The following is a 13,795-nucleotide window of genomic DNA, read 5'->3' on the forward strand; positions in this document are numbered from 1 at the left end:
TCGCTGCGCTCCCGGCGCCGTCGTCATTCGGCCCGCTCGCTGCGCTCCCGGCGCCGGCACAGTAGCGGGCCGTGGCGAGGTCCTCCGCGCGGACCAGCACACCCTCGGAGACGAGGAATCCCGACGCGAGTTCGACATCGTGTCCCGGGGTCCGCATCGTGACCGCGAGACGTTCGCCGTTGACGCGCATCTCCAACGGCTCTTCGACGGCCAGCACGTCGACGCGCGTTGTCGGCTGCGCGCCGCGACGGACGCGAGTAACGCGACGTCGTGCTGTGATTCGGCCCATATAAACCACGGTATCGGTTGCCGGGCGACTCGCCCACCCGATGAGCGGCCGCAGTCGGGGGTCTCAGACGTCGACGATGAGGGTCACCGGACCGTCGTTGACCAGCGAGACCTCCATGTGCGCGCCGAAACGGCCCGTCGCGACGGTCGCTCCGGCGGTACGCAGTTCCGCGACCACGGCGTCGACGAGCGGTTCGGCGACCGCGCCGGGTGCCGCGGCATTCCACGAGGGGCGTCGACCCTTGGTGGTGTTGGCGTACAGGGTGAACTGGCTGATCACCAGGATCGGAGCGTCGAGGTCTGCGGCAGAACTCTCGCGCCCGTCCGGACCGTCGAGGATGCGTAGCCGCCAGATCTTGTCGGCGAGTTTCGTCGCGTGCGCCGGAGTGTCGTCGTGGGTGACCCCGACGAGCGCGACGAGACCGAAGCCTCCGGGAGCGATGTCGAGTTCACCGACCGTCTCGCCGTCGACGGTCACCTTCGCCTGGGTTGCTCGTTGGATCACTGCGCGCATGCCGACCAGCATCACAGATCGGCCGCACCCACCCGCTGGTGGCCGAGTGCGTCGGACATCAGATGAAGATCTGGTGACGACTTCGACGCGTCGGAATACCGGCGAGCGAAGATGAGGTTCGCTGTGAACATGACCGCTTCATCCAAGGCAGCGCAGACCAAGGCAGAACACATCGCCAAGTTCGGCACCTACGGCGCGTGGGGTTGGTTCAAGCAGTTCTCGCCCGACGAGGCCCGCGAGATCGAGAAGCTCGGCTACGGGACCATCTGGCTCGGCGGGTCGCCCAAGAATCTGCATCCGATTCGCACGATCCTCGAGGCGACGGAGCACATCACCGTCGCCACCGGCATCGTGAATATCTGGAACTCCGTCCCGTACGTCATTGCCGGTGAGTTCCACGCACTCGAGCGCGACTTTCCCGGCCGCTTCTATCTCGGTGTCGGTGCCGGGCATCCGGAGGCGACGTCGGAGTACACGACGCCGTTCAAGGCTGTCGGACGCTACCTCGACGCTCTCGACGGCAAGCAGGTTCCGCCCGACCGTCGACTGCTCGCCGCACTCGGGCCGCGCATGCTGCGGATGTCGGCCGAGCGGTCACTGGGCGCCCATCCCTACCTGACGACTCCCGAGCACACCGCCGAGGCCAGGAAGATCCTCGGACCCGACGCGCTGCTCGCCCCGGAGCACAAGGTGGTGTTGACCGTGGACGCCGACGAGGCACGTGCCGTCGGTCGCCCACCCGTCGACCAGCCCTACCTGCATCTGAGCAACTACACCAGGAACCTCAAGCGCCTCGGATACACCGATGAGGACATCGCCGACGGAGGCAGCGACGCGTTGATCGACGCCCTCGTCGCACATGGCACTCCCGCGCAGGTGAAAGCCCGACTCGACGAGCACCTTGCGGCCGGTGCCAATCACGTGACGATTCAGGTGCTCGGATCGGAAACGCCCGTCGAACAACTGGCTGCGATCATCTCGGCGTAGGGTTTCGCGCGACGATCGACTTCGCGGTGGCGGCGAGGCCCGACGACACCCTCAGCGCGCGCGGATAGCGGCGCTACTGCACCGGCTCCTTGAGCACCATCGAAATCAGCCAACTGACGATCGAGACGACCAGCGCGCCGAAAATCGCAGCCCAGAAGAAGCTGTCGACCTGCAGCCCCCAGTGCGTCGTGTTGTGCGTGATCCACGAGGTGATCTCGAGCATGAACGCATTGATCACGATGTGAATCAAACCGAGGGTGAGGATGTACAGCGGTATCGAAAAGAGCTGCACGATCGGCTTGATGAAGGCGTTCACCACACCGAAGATCAGGGCGACGAGCACCACGATTCCGAACTTTTCCAAGCCCGACGCGTCGTCGGGAAACTGAAAGCTCAGGCCGGGCACGATCAGAGTGGCCACCCAGAGAGCGACGCCCGAGAGCGCCGACTGGAGCAGAAATGCACGCATGTACAAGATCTTGCCAAATTCGGACAGGGCGGCGCGCGCTGTATGACGGATCGGCGACGCGCCCCTCGCGGCGGATGCCCTTTCAGCTCAGCCGATCTGATCGCGGCGCGCGGTGACGAGGGTGCGGATGGCGTCGTCGGATGGGGGATCAGACGGTTGGAACCGAATGGTGCCCTTGTCCATGTCGAGGCCCTCGAGTTCCGGGGCCGCTGTCGAGACCGCTTCCGGGCTGAACGGATAGATGCCGATGTGCTTTTCGGCTCGCATCACCGACAGCAGTGGCTTGCCGTGGTAGGTGAGGGCGGGCATGCCGTAGCCCTTGCCCTGCTCGGCGTCGGGGACGACCTCACGGGCGGTTGTGTAGATGTGATCGATCACTGCGCGGTCGGTGTCGTCATCGAGTTCGGCCAGATAGTCGTCGATGGTGCCCACGCCTCAGCGTGGCACGTCGCCATGCCCGACCGCCCGATTACCAGGACAATTCGGGGACCTGGTCGGCCGTGACCTTGTTCAGCTCGTCGAGTTGTTTGCGCTGCTCGGCTTCCTTCGCGGCCTTGGCGTCGTCCGTACCGGTTGCGGGGACCTCATGGTCACCATACGAATCCGCCTTGTGACCATGAGGGCGTCGTGGCTTGCCGCTCGGGATGATCGAACCCGCTCCCGCGAGCATCGGGAACTCCTCCTCGGCTTCTTTGTCGAGATCTGCTTCGACGTCGCTGGCCTTGGGTGCGGCGCGCAGCGATTTCCACAGCAGCACGAGTAGCCCCGCGATCAGCACGGCGAGCACGATGGTCGACGCCGCGAGACTCGGCAGTTGGGTGAGGCCGTAGACCGCGGCCGCGACGATCGCCGCGGCCGGCATGGTGACGACCCATGCCACCACCATCTTTCGGAACACCGCCCAGTCGACCGTGCTGTTGCGGTTGGTGGTGCCGACTCCTGCGACCGCGCCTGCGACCGTGTGGGTTGTCGACACCGGCGCGCCGAGGGCCGTCGAGCCGAAGAGTGCGATCGCGGCACCCGTCTCGGCGCAGAAACCGCTGACCGGGCGTAGTCGGGTGATGCCGGTGCCCATCGTCCGGACGATGCGCCATCCGCCTGACAGAGTTCCTAGCGCAATGAACAGATAGCAGCCGAGGGCCACCCAGTCGGGCACCGGCAGTGACGATCCGGTCTGGGTGAGGTGGCCGGTCGAGACGAGGAGGCCCGCGACGATGCCCATCGTCTTCTGTGCGTCGTTGCCGCCGTGGGCAAGCGAGATGGCTCCCGACGATGCGAGCTGGAACCACCGGAAGAGTTTCTCCGTGCGCAGGACGGGTGCGCGGAAGAGCGCTGCGCGCAGGATGAGCATGAGCGCACCGCCGAGCAAAAGACCCGCAAGTGGTGAGATCACAATGAATGCCGCGGTCTTCTCGACACTCGACGCCTTGATCGCGTCGATGCCACCCTTAACCTCGATCCACCGATCGGCTTTTGCGGTGTGGTGAAAAGTGTTGAGCACGTTCGGCCTGGGTGGCGGGCATGAGTCAGTTGCCGATCTCTGATGTCGGCTTGTTTCACCGGGTTTCGGGATCGAGGCTGTTGGGCCGGGGTGGTTAGGGCCAGGTTGGCGGTCTTCGGTGAATAGTGTTGTCGAACAACAGGTTCCATTCGGTTTCCCACGGCCATCGGGCGGGTAGGTGCATGGTGATGCGCCGGGCTGAGGACGCGATCCGCGCCGGAATGCAGATCAGGGTGCGGCGGACCGTGGATGTGGTGGCTTTGGCCAGACGCCCGCCGCTGAGGCTGGCGGCAGCACGAGTCAGGTTGAACGCGATGACCGCACACACCAGCCAGGCGGCGTTCGCGCAGAACTTTCCCGACGGCAGATGCGCGAGCGCGGAGGCTTTGAGATCGGCGTGAACTTGTTCGATGACCGCGTGGGCGCGGTGGGTCTTGTCGGCGGTGACGGTGTCGAGGTCGCTGGTGGTGAAGAAGGCGTGGAATCGCCACACATCGAACAGGCCGTCGCCCTCGGGTCGGAAGTCGGGGATACGGCGCACCACCAGCCGCCCGGGAACCTGCAGCGCTTTGGCTTTGGAGGTGAACGCGGTGAACGCTATCTCGGCGACCTCGGCACGTGAGATCCACAGTCCGGTGTCCGCGTCGAGAATCGCGTCGGTGTACTCGATCTTTGTCCACGCATCGGCTGCGATCTCGCTGATCGCCGCACGTATCCGCAAGTCTTGGCGCACGGTGACCGATACCTGGGCGCCGGCACCGATCGCAGCACTGACGGCGCGGTGACCGTAGAACGCTGAATCCGCCCGCACCAGCACCGGCCCCGACGCGTCAGTCGACCGCAGACGCCGCACGCTAGCCAGTGTGTCGGCGATCAACCGATGGGCTCCGCGGGCGGAATTGCATGCTCCTTTGCGTAGTCGTTGAGCAGCGATCACCGGTGCACCGTGGGCGGTGCTGATGGTGGTGATCGCCGAGTTGAGCCCCCGTACCCGGGTGTAGCCGAACCCAGCGCCCTGTTTGGCCGGGCCGTGGACCTCGATGATCGAGTCGTCGATGTCGACCATCACCGGCCCGTCGATCCCGGCCAGTACCGGGGTGTGGGTGTGCAGGCCAGCGAGCGTGCGGGCGGCGATCGCATCCAATTGCCGGACATGCCCGAACCGGAACTCGCGCAGAAACGACCCCAACGTCGACGGGGCATACGGATGGTCGAACACCTTCCCCATCGCACCGTGCCGCAGTACGGCCATGTCATCGATGCTGTCGGCACCGGCCACCATGCCCGCGACCAGCGAGAACACCTTCCGATCCGGATTGGCGCCCTTGTCGGTCGGCACCGTCAGATGCTCGAGAGCCAACCCCGACAGGCCCGCTTGCTCGGCCAACGTCATCACCGGCACCAACCCCGCCGCGCCGAGGAGATTCGGATCATCACAGGATGCAGACCGGACCGGATGACTGTGAGACAATCGCATCTACGAGATGCCCTTCTGCGTGCACGGATGGAAACCTAGACAATTCCCATTCTGTCACTCAGACAGGGCATTTCGTCTATCCCTCACCGCCCAAACGAATACGAATCGGTGGATCGAGGCTTAATCAGCGCGGCGCCGACGAGGCCGCCGATGAGGGCGTGCGACGACGACGTCGGAATTCCGAAGTGCCACGAGAGGAAGTTCCAGATGACCGCGGCGAGCAGTGCGGCGAAGACGACGGCAACGCTGTAGTACTGCGCCTTCACCGTCTCTCCGACGGTGTCCGCGACCGCGGTCCCGATCAGGAAGAAGGCGAGGAAGTTCCAGCCGGCCGCCCACACAACCGCGACCTTGGGCTTGAGGACGTGCGTCGCGACCACGGTGGCGATGGAGTTCGCCGAATCGTGGAATCCGTTCGTGAAGTCGAACAGCGCCGCAAGCGCGATGATGCCGACCACTGCAAGTGTTGTGAGGTCCACTCAATCCAGAGTGATAGCCGGTGGATGCCGGATGGGCTCTCCAGACGACTCGTGCGCAACTCATCGGAGTGTGTTCATCCCACGGTCACCCCGTCGGGCGAAATGTCGGAGTCGCGTCAGACCAGCTTCCCGGGTTCGGGTCAGACGGCACGGGTTTGGACTGTTAGGCCAGTTCGCGTAGGATTGAACGTCGGTGCGCTTGTCGTGCCGGTATGCGCATGCCATCTACCCGGTGAGCGCGGCCGGAGACATCGCCGCCAGGCCCTCGCTCTCGGAGCGGGTGCCAACACACTAACGGATAAACACAGATTCAACCGGGCAGTGGGGTGAATCGTTCGTCCGGGCACTTGTTGCCCTGCGAGCGGATCGCGACGCCGCCGAGGATCGCGGAGGACATGGCGAAGAAAGACGGGGCCATCGAGGTCGAGGGACGGGTTATCGAACCCCTGCCCAATGCGATGTTTCGCATTGAGCTGGAGAACGGTCACAAGGTTCTCGCCCACATCAGCGGCAAGATGCGGCAGCACTACATCCGCATCCTGCCCGAGGATCGGGTCGTCGTGGAACTCTCGCCGTACGACCTCGGTCGCGGGCGCATCGTTTACCGCTACAAGTAAGACTTCCCGGCCGAGACCGGTCCGGGACAACCCTCGTGTGGTGCGGCCATTCGGTCGTGCGCACGGGCGACAACAGGAGAGATTGACGTGAAGGTTCAGCCGAGCGTCAAGCCGATCTGTGAAAAGTGCAAAGTGATCCGCCGTAACGGCCGGGTCATGGTGATCTGCGAGAACCTGCGCCACAAGCAGCGTCAGGGCTGATCACTCCCACGGTCGTACGACCGTGGAGCACCCCACCAGATCGCTTGGTGAAACACACAACTGAATACACACACCAGAGCTGAGCAGAACTTGTGAAGCCCTCCCAGCACCAGCGGCGACAGACGCGTCACCGCCTACCTCCGGACTGTGTCACGCGGACCACCGCTCGACACCGCGCAGCGAGTACAACTCGCTTCGTGCAGAGGCCGGAGCCCCTCAGAGCAAGCAGTACAGACGAGTAGGGGACGGACCGGGAGAAGACCTCTGAAAAGTAAAGGAAATCCGCCACATGGCACGTGTTGCTGGTGTCGATCTTCCCCGCGAGAAGCGGCTCGAGATCGCACTGACCTACATCTACGGAGTTGGGCGTACCACCTCCAAGGAGATCCTTGCGGGCACCGGGCTGAGCCCCGACCTGCGCGCCAAGGACCTCACCGACGCAGACGTCACAAAGCTGCGTGAGTACATCGAAGGCTCGGTGAAGGTCGAGGGTGACCTGCGCCGCGAGGTGCAGGCCGATATCCGTCGCAAGATCGAGATCGGCTGCTACCAGGGTCTGCGCCACCGTCGTGGCCTGCCCGTCCGTGGACAGCGCACCAAGACCAATGCCCGTACTCGTAAGGGCCCGAAGAAGACCATCGCCGGGAAGAAGAAGTAATGCCTCCGAAGTCACGTAGCGCAGGCCCCAAGAAGGGCGCACGCCGTCGCGATAAAAAGAACGTCCCGCACGGCAACGCACACATCAAGTCGACGTTCAACAACACCATCGTGTCGATCACCGACCCCAACGGCAATGTCATCAGCTGGGCATCGTCGGGTCACGTCGGCTTCAAGGGCTCGCGCAAGAGCACCCCGTTCGCGGCTCAGCTCGCGGCCGAGAACGCTGCGCGCAAGGCCCAGGAGCACGGCGTCAAGAAGGTCGACGTGTTCGTCAAGGGACCGGGCTCGGGTCGCGAGACCGCCATCCGGTCGCTGCAGGCAGCCGGCCTCGAAGTCGGCACCATTTCCGATGTCACCCCGCAGCCGCACAACGGTTGCCGTCCGCCCAAGCGGCGTCGGGTCTAGCGGGAAAGGGAGGAAGAGAAAACATGGCTCGTTATACCGGCCCCGCAACAAAGAAGTCCCGTCGTCTGCGCGTCGACCTCATCGGAGGCGACCAGGCGTTCGAGCGTCGCCCCTACCCGCCCGGCCAGCACGGCCGCTCGCGGATCAAGGAGAGCGAATACCTGCAGCAGCTGCAGGAGAAGCAGAAGGCACGCTTCACCTACGGAGTGATGGAAAAGCAGTTCCGTCGCTACTACGAGGAGGCCAATCGTCGTAACGGCAAGACCGGCGACGAGCTGCTGCGCATCCTCGAGACCCGTCTCGACAACGTTGTCTACCGCGCAGGTTTGGCACGTACCCGTCGTCAGGCACGTCAGCTGGTCACCCACGGTCACTTCACCGTCAACGGTGTGCGCGTGGATGTCCCCAGCTACCGCGTCAGCCAGTACGACATCATCGACGTCCGCCCGAAGTCGCTGCAGACCACTCCGTTCCAGATCGCCAAGGAGCTCGTCGGCGATCGTCCGGTTCCGGGCTGGCTGCAGGTGGTTCCTTCGACGCTGCGCATCCTCGTGCACAACGTGCCCGAGCGCGCTCAGATCGAGGTTCCGCTCACCGAGCAGCTCATCGTCGAGTTCTACAGCAAGTAAAACCAAGCAGCACAAGCTGTTTCGGTCCACTTCTAGGCCGTCAAATAGCGGTCGGCCACAAGGAGAAATCAAGAAATGCTCATCTCACAGCGACCAACCCTCACCGAGGAGATCATCGCCGACGACCGGTCGAAGTTCGTCATCGAACCGCTCGAGCCGGGCTTTGGCTACACCCTCGGTAACTCGCTGCGTCGTACCCTGCTCAGCTCGATTCCGGGTGCTGCGATCACCAGCATCCGCATCGACGGAGTTCTGCACGAGTTCACCACCGTCCCCGGCGTGAAGGAAGATGTCACCGACATCATCCTGAACCTCAAGGGCCTCGTGGTGAGCTCCGAAGAGGACGAGCCGGTCACCATGTATGTGCGTAAGCAGGGTCCGGGCACCGTCACCGGTGCTGACATCGTGCCGCCCGCAGGCGTCACCGTGCACAACCCGGATCTGCACATCGCCACCCTGAACGACAAGGGCAAGCTCGAGATCGAGCTCGTCGTCGAGCGGGGCCGTGGATACGTGCCTGCCGTGCAGAACAAGGCGTCGGGAGCCGAGATCGGCCGTATTCCGGTCGACTCGATCTACTCGCCGGTGCTGAAGGTCACCTACAAGGTGGAGGCCACCCGCGTCGAGCAGCGCACCGACTTCGACCGTTTGGTGCTCGACGTCGAGACCAAGAACTCGATCAGCGCTCGTGACGCCCTGGCGTCCGCGGGTAAGACCCTGGTCGAGCTGTTTGGTCTGGCTCGGGAGCTCAACGTCGAGGCTGAGGGAATCGAGATCGGGCCGTCGCCTGCGGAGGCTGACCACATCGCGTCGTTCAGCCTGCCGATCGAGGATCTGGATCTGACCGTCCGTTCGTACAACTGCCTCAAGCGCGAAGGTGTTCACACCGTCGGCGAGCTGGTTGCACGTACCGAGTCGGATCTGCTCGACATCCGCAACTTCGGTCAGAAGTCGATCGACGAGGTGAAGGTCAAGCTGCACACCCTGGGTCTGTCGCTCAAGGACAGCCCGGCCAGCTTCGATCCGTCGCAGGTCGCCGGTTACGACCCGGCAACCGGAACGTGGTCGGACGACGCGTCTTTCGACGCTGACTCCGGTGAGGATTTCGCGGAGACCGAGCAGCTCTAGTCGCTGCGACTGCCAAACCTGACTCGTCGAGCGATCGTCGGGTCCTCCTAGGAGAAGACAATGCCCAAGCCCACCAAGGGTGCCCGCCTCGGCGGGTCGGCCAGCCACCAGAAGGCGATGTTGGCGAATCTCGCCACCTCGCTCTTCGAGCACGGCCGCATCACCACCACCGAAGCAAAGGCCAAGCGCCTGCGCCCGTACGCGGAAAAGATCATCACCCACGCCAAGGCCGGCAAGCTGGCCAACCGTCGTGAGGTCATGAAGGACATCCGCGACAAGGACGTCGTCCACACGCTGTTCGCCGAGATCGGCCCGTTCTTCGCGGACCGTCCGGGCGGCTACACACGCATCATCAAGACGATCAACCGCAAGGGCGACAACGCCCCCATGGCTGTGATCGAGCTGGTGCGTGAGAACACCGCGTCGACCGAGGCCACCCGCGCCACCCGTGTCGCTGCGTCGAAGAAGGCTGCTGACGAGAAGGCCGCTGCTCCGGCAGCCGAGGCCGACAACGTCGTCGAGGCCGTCGCCGACGAGGCAACCCCGGCACAGGTCGAGAACGCCGAGGCCGTGGCCGAGGCTGTCGACGATGAGTCGACGGCTGCCACCGCACCGGAGGCCGAAGCTGCTGACGCCGACGTCGACGGCGACAAGGCCGACGACAAGTAGGTCGGACGGCTGAACACGCCAGACATGAGCGGACCCGCCACCACACCAGGTGGCGGGTCCGTTCGTCTGCGTTTCGACATCGGCTACGACGGAACCGATTTCGCGGGCTGGGCGCGACAGATCAGTCAGCGCACGGTATGTGAGGTCGTCGAGACGGCGTTGTCGACGGTGCTGCGGGTACCGGTCCGGCTGACCGTCGCCGGACGGACGGACGCGGGCGTCCACGCCACCGGTCAGGTCGCGCACGCCGACATTCCCGTGTCGGCACTCGACACGCGCTCAATAGACGGCGACCCCGGGCGCCTCGTCGGACGACTCGCCAAGATGCTTCCCGACGATGTGCGCGTGAAGCAGGCCGCGTCGGTCAGTGACCACTTCGACGCACGGTTCTCGGCGTTGCGGCGTCACTACCGGTACCGACTGTCCGACGCGGCATTCGGTGCCGAACCGGTCCTCGCGCGCACCACCGCCGCATGGCGACGGCCGCTCGACGTGGAAGCGATGAACGCGGCGTCGTCGGCGTTGGTGGGGCTCAACGACTTTGCCGCCTTTTGTCGACGCCGCGAAGGTGCTACGACGATCCGCGATCTGCAACGGTTCTCGTGGTCACGTGACGCCGACGGCGTGCTGATCGGCGAGGTCAGCGCCGATGCGTTCTGCTGGTCGATGGTGCGCTCGCTCGTCGGTGCGGTGGCGTCGGTGGGGGATGGTCGGCGCGATGTCGACTGGTGCCGAGCGCTTCTCGGCGAGCGTGAACGCAGCGCGAAGGTGCCCGTCGCCGAGGCGCGGGGACTGTGTCTCGTCGGCGTCGACTATCCGGAGGCCGACGAGCTGGCGGCGCGCAATGCGATCACCCGCGACGTCCGGGTCGCGACAACCGAAGGCGCACAAGGATGTTGCGGCGACTAGTGATGACAACGGCGGTATGCGTCGATGGGTGAGCGCCGTCCCGAGACGGTCGACAAGGCAATCGCCCGACTGCAGAGGGCTGCCGCCGCAGAGAAGATCGAGTGTGCCCGGTTGTCAGAGAACGAGGTGGCGTTGCGGGCAGACGGGGTGTCGAGCCTTGTGACGTTCGAGCCGGATGCCCACGCGTTTCGTCGCGAGGGACTCGGTGGACTGCGCCGCCGATCGACTGGTGCCGGCGACCGATTTCCGGGCGCCGGCAGGTTTCCGTTGAGCGACAGCGATTCCGGGGTGGGCTTCGGAATGAGGAGGTCGACGATCCTTGCCGGACGCGGATTGGAGTTGTCGACCGCGCTGGTGAGAGAGGCTGCTACCGGAAAATGGGAGCCGCAGCCCACGAACCGTGTGGGCTTTCTTGTCTACGACGAGTTGGTGTTGCACGGCTGGCATCAGCGGTGCAGCAAGCAGACGCTGGCACTGATTGCGTGTGTGGCTCTCGTGCTCACCGTGGTAATCGCCGTGCTTGCCGTGGCGTTTCTCGCCTGAGTCCGACCTGCTTGCTGCTCGTCTGATCGTCTGGCTGTCTGGGCCGTTACGCCGAATATGCGAGTGTCTGCGCGTAGTTGACGCGCGCGCCGAGGTCGGCAACGGCTGCCCGTGACATCACCGGGATCGCGGTGGTGTGGGCGACTGGTCCAGCAGACACGGTGATCTGCACGAACCCGATGGTGCGCTCCTCCTTCACCAGAAGAAACAGCAGGCCGAGTCCGCAGAACAGTACGGCCGTCACGATTCCCACGATGAGGGCCCACTGCGGGATCTCGTTGGTGGTGCGTGACATATCGACGAAGCTCCACCGCGACCCGGCCAGTGGTGCGTTGCCCGCGGGTGTGATGACCTGGCTGCGCGTGCAGTGGATGTCACCGATCGAGACGAGGATCGGATCGCTCGGCGGCGGTGCCGCAGCGTAGCTTCCCGGGGCAGGCGTCGGCGGCAACTCGACGTCGCTCCACGCGGGACCGGTTGATTCGGGCCCGCGAGGTTTCGGCGGATCGGGGTTCGGCGCGTCCGGGTAGCTCACTGTGTCACCGTCCTCACGGGGGTCACCGTCGTCACTGGGTCGCGGTCCTCACTGGCTGCCATTGCACAGCAACGGCAGCCTCGTCAGGGCGTCAAGATCGGAGTTTGTAGCCGTTCGAGTCGCGGACGCTGCCGGTGAACATCATGATGGCGTCGACGAGGACCCAGATCCCGACCGCGGGCAGGATGAAGAAGCCGATGAAAAGGAACGTCGTGATCCACCCGACGATCGTCAGCACGAGCTGTGCGACGCCGATGCCGGTATATCCGAGGTAGAACCGTCCCGCGCCGAAACCGCCGAGGAACAGTTGGAGCAGGCCCGCCGTGACCTTGGACTTGCTCGAGAGGGGCTCACCGGTGAAGGGGTCGCGTCCGTACGGGGCCATCGGATCCGCGGCGCCGGGGTAACCGGCTTGCATCCCGTACCCGGGGACCGCATATCCCTGAGCCCCGTATCCCTGGGCTCCGTATCCCTGGGCTCCGTATCCCTGAGCGCCGTATCCCTGGGCTCCGTAGGTCGGCGAACCGGGGGTTCCGTTCTCGTACGGGAGCGGCATGAACTGGTCGCCGGCGGCGGGACCGAACGGTGATGGAGCGCCGTAGGGCGAAGAACCGTAGGGCTGCTCGTTGCCGCGGGCATCCTGGTTCGAATTGTCGGGATAGCTCATGGCGCCAATACTCGCATGGACCCCCGACAGGTGTCGCCCCCCGGGTCTCAACGAATGGGCGTATGTCGTTCGGTCGGCTGACCTCAGGTTGCGCTGCGCTCGTCGTCGATGGCGTCGAACACTGCCTCGACGGTCTGCTCGTCGCCAACGATGTCGGAACTCTTGCGGCCCTCGGTCATCAGCCTGCGCCAGACCTGGGAGTCGAACTCCATGGGTTCGTTGCGTTCGAGGAACTCCATGACGACCTGCACGAAGCGTTCCGGGTCGTCGTGGAAGGGGAAGTGGCCCGAGCCGTGGAACGTCGACATCTCGCTGTGGCCGATCGCCGAATTCGCGAGCAGGGCGTGTTCGTAGGGGATGACGGTGTCGTCGTCGCCCCAGACAATCAAAACGGGCAGGTACTCGGTCAAATAACATCGGTCGAGCATCGTGATCGATTGCCCTCGCCAGTCGACCACTGCCCGCAGGGTGCGGAGGAATGCCGCCGATGCGGTGGGTGCCGCGAGATCGCCGAGGACGCGAAGCAGATCCTCGTGGTCGTTGAGCATGCGTTTAGGTGACAGATCATGCGGGAGGTCGGGGATTCCCGGAGGCGTTGGCGTTGCGGCGATCACGCTGACGCCCAAACGGAGTGCAGGCAGCACTCCCGGAACCCGTAGTGCTGTGAGTGCGCTGTTGACCAGTGGCAACGTCACCAGCCTCAGGGCGGGGTTGACCTCCCGGCTGACGCCGCCCGCGGCGACCAGGACGAGCCGCTCGACGAACCTGGGGAACTGGTAGCAGAACTGCATTGCGACGCCGCCGCCGAGCGAGTGCCCGACGACGGTGACCTTGCTGATGCCGAGTACCACCAGCAGATCGCGCATGCCGTTTGCGAATGCTGGGACGGAGTAGTCGGCGCGCGGCTTGTCCGATCGTCCGTGCCCCAAGAGGTCGGGTGCGATGACGGTGTAGTGCTGGGCGAGCATGGGAATGACTTCGTTCCACGTCGACGAGTTGTCGCCGATGCCGTGGATGAGAAGCAGTGCCGGTCCGCTCCCCGCGATCCGATATGCCCGTCGGTAGCCGTGGATGACCTTGTATTCGATGCGCATTTCAGTGTCGGAGACCGGGCGTA

At 64.7% G+C, this 13,795-nt stretch carries 20 protein-coding genes; 10 read left to right on the plus strand and 10 right to left on the minus strand.

Translation table 11 applies throughout. The features are described 5' to 3' along the window. A partial coding sequence (locus tag B3T59_RS20550) for a formate dehydrogenase accessory sulfurtransferase FdhD (RefSeq protein WP_287005009.1) occupies positions 1-289 on the minus strand: 289 nt, incomplete at its 3' end. A gap of 63 nt (positions 290-352) precedes the next feature. Continuing rightward, a complete protein-coding gene (gene dtd / locus B3T59_RS20555; protein ID WP_267626167.1) occupies positions 353-802 on the minus strand; it encodes a D-aminoacyl-tRNA deacylase in 450 nt (149 codons plus the stop codon). 129 nt (positions 803-931) lie between these two features. On the opposite strand from dtd, the gene B3T59_RS20560 reads away from it, so the two are divergent. Continuing rightward, a complete protein-coding gene (locus tag B3T59_RS20560) occupies positions 932-1,789 on the plus strand; it encodes an LLM class F420-dependent oxidoreductase (protein ID WP_287005010.1) in 858 nt (285 codons plus the stop codon). Positions 1,790-1,862: 73 nt separating this feature from the next. Here the strand turns inward: B3T59_RS20560 and B3T59_RS20565 are convergent, their stop codons facing one another. From B3T59_RS20565 to B3T59_RS20585, 5 genes are all read right to left on the minus strand, one after another. Next, positions 1,863-2,258, minus strand: a complete 396-nt coding sequence (locus B3T59_RS20565; RefSeq protein ID WP_005207975.1) for a phage holin family protein — start codon at positions 2,256-2,258, stop codon at positions 1,863-1,865. Positions 2,259-2,345: 87 nt separating this feature from the next. After that, complete coding sequence (locus tag B3T59_RS20570) at positions 2,346-2,690, minus strand: iron chaperone (RefSeq protein ID WP_005207976.1); 345 nt, start codon at positions 2,688-2,690, stop codon at positions 2,346-2,348. A gap of 37 nt (positions 2,691-2,727) precedes the next feature. Beyond that, on the minus strand, positions 2,728-3,759 hold the full coding sequence (locus tag B3T59_RS20575; RefSeq protein ID WP_287005011.1) for an inorganic phosphate transporter: 1,032 nt from the start codon (positions 3,757-3,759) through the stop codon (positions 2,728-2,730). Between the two features lie 94 nt (positions 3,760-3,853). Then, positions 3,854-5,236 carry an IS1380 family transposase gene (locus B3T59_RS20580; protein WP_064868524.1) on the minus strand — a complete coding sequence of 461 codons (1,383 nt, stop codon included), beginning with the start codon at positions 5,234-5,236 and terminating at the stop codon, positions 3,854-3,856. A gap of 83 nt (positions 5,237-5,319) precedes the next feature. Further along, positions 5,320-5,715, minus strand: a complete 396-nt coding sequence (locus tag B3T59_RS20585; RefSeq protein ID WP_287005012.1) for an inorganic phosphate transporter — start codon at positions 5,713-5,715, stop codon at positions 5,320-5,322. Between the two features lie 395 nt (positions 5,716-6,110). On the opposite strand from B3T59_RS20585, the gene infA reads away from it, so the two are divergent. The 9 genes from infA to B3T59_RS20630 all read left to right on the plus strand — a co-directional run bounded on the left by infA (position 6,111) and on the right by B3T59_RS20630 (position 11,476). After that, positions 6,111-6,332 (plus strand): translation initiation factor IF-1, encoded by a 222-nt coding sequence (gene infA, locus B3T59_RS20590; protein ID WP_005170487.1) that lies wholly within the window; start codon positions 6,111-6,113, stop codon positions 6,330-6,332. A gap of 87 nt (positions 6,333-6,419) precedes the next feature. Beyond that, entirely contained in the window at positions 6,420-6,533 is a 114-nt protein-coding gene (rpmJ, locus tag B3T59_RS20595; RefSeq protein WP_005207978.1) for a 50S ribosomal protein L36, read from the plus strand. Between the two features lie 289 nt (positions 6,534-6,822). After that, positions 6,823-7,191, plus strand: coding sequence for a 30S ribosomal protein S13 (rpsM, locus tag B3T59_RS20600; protein WP_005207979.1), 369 nt, complete (start codon positions 6,823-6,825; stop codon positions 7,189-7,191). Next, positions 7,191-7,598, plus strand: coding sequence for a 30S ribosomal protein S11 (gene rpsK, locus B3T59_RS20605; protein ID WP_005207980.1), 408 nt, complete (start codon positions 7,191-7,193; stop codon positions 7,596-7,598). Before rpsM ends, rpsK begins: the two co-directional genes overlap by 1 nt. Before the next feature lie 23 nt (positions 7,599-7,621). After that, positions 7,622-8,227 carry a 30S ribosomal protein S4 gene (gene rpsD, locus B3T59_RS20610; protein WP_005207981.1) on the plus strand — a complete coding sequence of 202 codons (606 nt, stop codon included), beginning with the start codon at positions 7,622-7,624 and terminating at the stop codon, positions 8,225-8,227. Between the two features lie 75 nt (positions 8,228-8,302). After that, positions 8,303-9,355 carry a DNA-directed RNA polymerase subunit alpha gene (locus B3T59_RS20615; protein ID WP_005207982.1) on the plus strand — a complete coding sequence of 351 codons (1,053 nt, stop codon included), beginning with the start codon at positions 8,303-8,305 and terminating at the stop codon, positions 9,353-9,355. Positions 9,356-9,415: 60 nt separating this feature from the next. Next, positions 9,416-10,024 (plus strand): 50S ribosomal protein L17, encoded by a 609-nt coding sequence (gene rplQ, locus B3T59_RS20620; RefSeq protein ID WP_005207983.1) that lies wholly within the window; start codon positions 9,416-9,418, stop codon positions 10,022-10,024. Between the two features lie 24 nt (positions 10,025-10,048). Beyond that, on the plus strand, positions 10,049-10,933 hold the full coding sequence (truA, locus tag B3T59_RS20625) for a tRNA pseudouridine(38-40) synthase TruA (protein ID WP_064903107.1): 885 nt from the start codon (positions 10,049-10,051) through the stop codon (positions 10,931-10,933). A gap of 24 nt (positions 10,934-10,957) precedes the next feature. Further along, positions 10,958-11,476, plus strand: a complete 519-nt coding sequence (locus B3T59_RS20630; RefSeq protein WP_287005013.1) for a hypothetical protein — start codon at positions 10,958-10,960, stop codon at positions 11,474-11,476. 46 nt (positions 11,477-11,522) lie between these two features. On the opposite strand, the gene B3T59_RS20635 is transcribed toward B3T59_RS20630, so the two are convergent. The 3 genes from B3T59_RS20635 to B3T59_RS20645 all read right to left on the minus strand — a co-directional run bounded on the left by B3T59_RS20635 (position 11,523) and on the right by B3T59_RS20645 (position 13,772). Continuing rightward, the gene (locus B3T59_RS20635) at positions 11,523-12,011 is read right to left on the minus strand and encodes a hypothetical protein (RefSeq protein ID WP_005207986.1); all 489 of its coding nucleotides are present in this window, start codon (positions 12,009-12,011) and stop codon (positions 11,523-11,525) included. A 91-nt stretch (positions 12,012-12,102) separates the two neighbouring features. Continuing rightward, positions 12,103-12,678 carry a TM2 domain-containing protein gene (locus tag B3T59_RS20640; protein ID WP_005207987.1) on the minus strand — a complete coding sequence of 192 codons (576 nt, stop codon included), beginning with the start codon at positions 12,676-12,678 and terminating at the stop codon, positions 12,103-12,105. Between the two features lie 83 nt (positions 12,679-12,761). Beyond that, positions 12,762-13,772, minus strand: coding sequence for an alpha/beta fold hydrolase (locus B3T59_RS20645; protein WP_210734281.1), 1,011 nt, complete (start codon positions 13,770-13,772; stop codon positions 12,762-12,764). Positions 13,773-13,795: the final 23 nt, after the last annotated feature.

Source organism: Gordonia sp. UBA7860, from assembly GCF_002500165.1.
In the GTDB taxonomy this organism is placed as follows: Bacteria; Actinomycetota; Actinomycetes; order Mycobacteriales; family Mycobacteriaceae; genus Gordonia; species Gordonia sputi.

Coding starts and splice junctions, on each gene's coding strand:
- dtd (WP_267626167.1), bottom strand. CDS start 802: ATGCGCGCAGTGATCCAACGAGCAACCCAGGCGAAGGTGACCGTCGAC.
- B3T59_RS20560 (WP_287005010.1), top strand. CDS start 932: ATGACCGCTTCATCCAAGGCAGCGCAGACCAAGGCAGAACACATCGCC.
- B3T59_RS20565 (WP_005207975.1), bottom strand. CDS start 2,258: ATGCGTGCATTTCTGCTCCAGTCGGCGCTCTCGGGCGTCGCTCTCTGG.
- B3T59_RS20580 (WP_064868524.1), bottom strand. CDS start 5,236: ATGCGATTGTCTCACAGTCATCCGGTCCGGTCTGCATCCTGTGATGAT.
- infA (WP_005170487.1), top strand. CDS start 6,111: ATGGCGAAGAAAGACGGGGCCATCGAGGTCGAGGGACGGGTTATCGAA.
- rpsM (WP_005207979.1), top strand. CDS start 6,823: ATGGCACGTGTTGCTGGTGTCGATCTTCCCCGCGAGAAGCGGCTCGAG.
- rpsK (WP_005207980.1), top strand. CDS start 7,191: ATGCCTCCGAAGTCACGTAGCGCAGGCCCCAAGAAGGGCGCACGCCGT.
- rpsD (WP_005207981.1), top strand. CDS start 7,622: ATGGCTCGTTATACCGGCCCCGCAACAAAGAAGTCCCGTCGTCTGCGC.
- B3T59_RS20615 (WP_005207982.1), top strand. CDS start 8,303: ATGCTCATCTCACAGCGACCAACCCTCACCGAGGAGATCATCGCCGAC.
- rplQ (WP_005207983.1), top strand. CDS start 9,416: ATGCCCAAGCCCACCAAGGGTGCCCGCCTCGGCGGGTCGGCCAGCCAC.
- truA (WP_064903107.1), top strand. CDS start 10,049: ATGAGCGGACCCGCCACCACACCAGGTGGCGGGTCCGTTCGTCTGCGT.
- B3T59_RS20630 (WP_287005013.1), top strand. CDS start 10,958: ATGGGTGAGCGCCGTCCCGAGACGGTCGACAAGGCAATCGCCCGACTG.
- B3T59_RS20640 (WP_005207987.1), bottom strand. CDS start 12,678: ATGAGCTATCCCGACAATTCGAACCAGGATGCCCGCGGCAACGAGCAG.
- B3T59_RS20645 (WP_210734281.1), bottom strand. CDS start 13,772: ATGCGCATCGAATACAAGGTCATCCACGGCTACCGACGGGCATATCGG.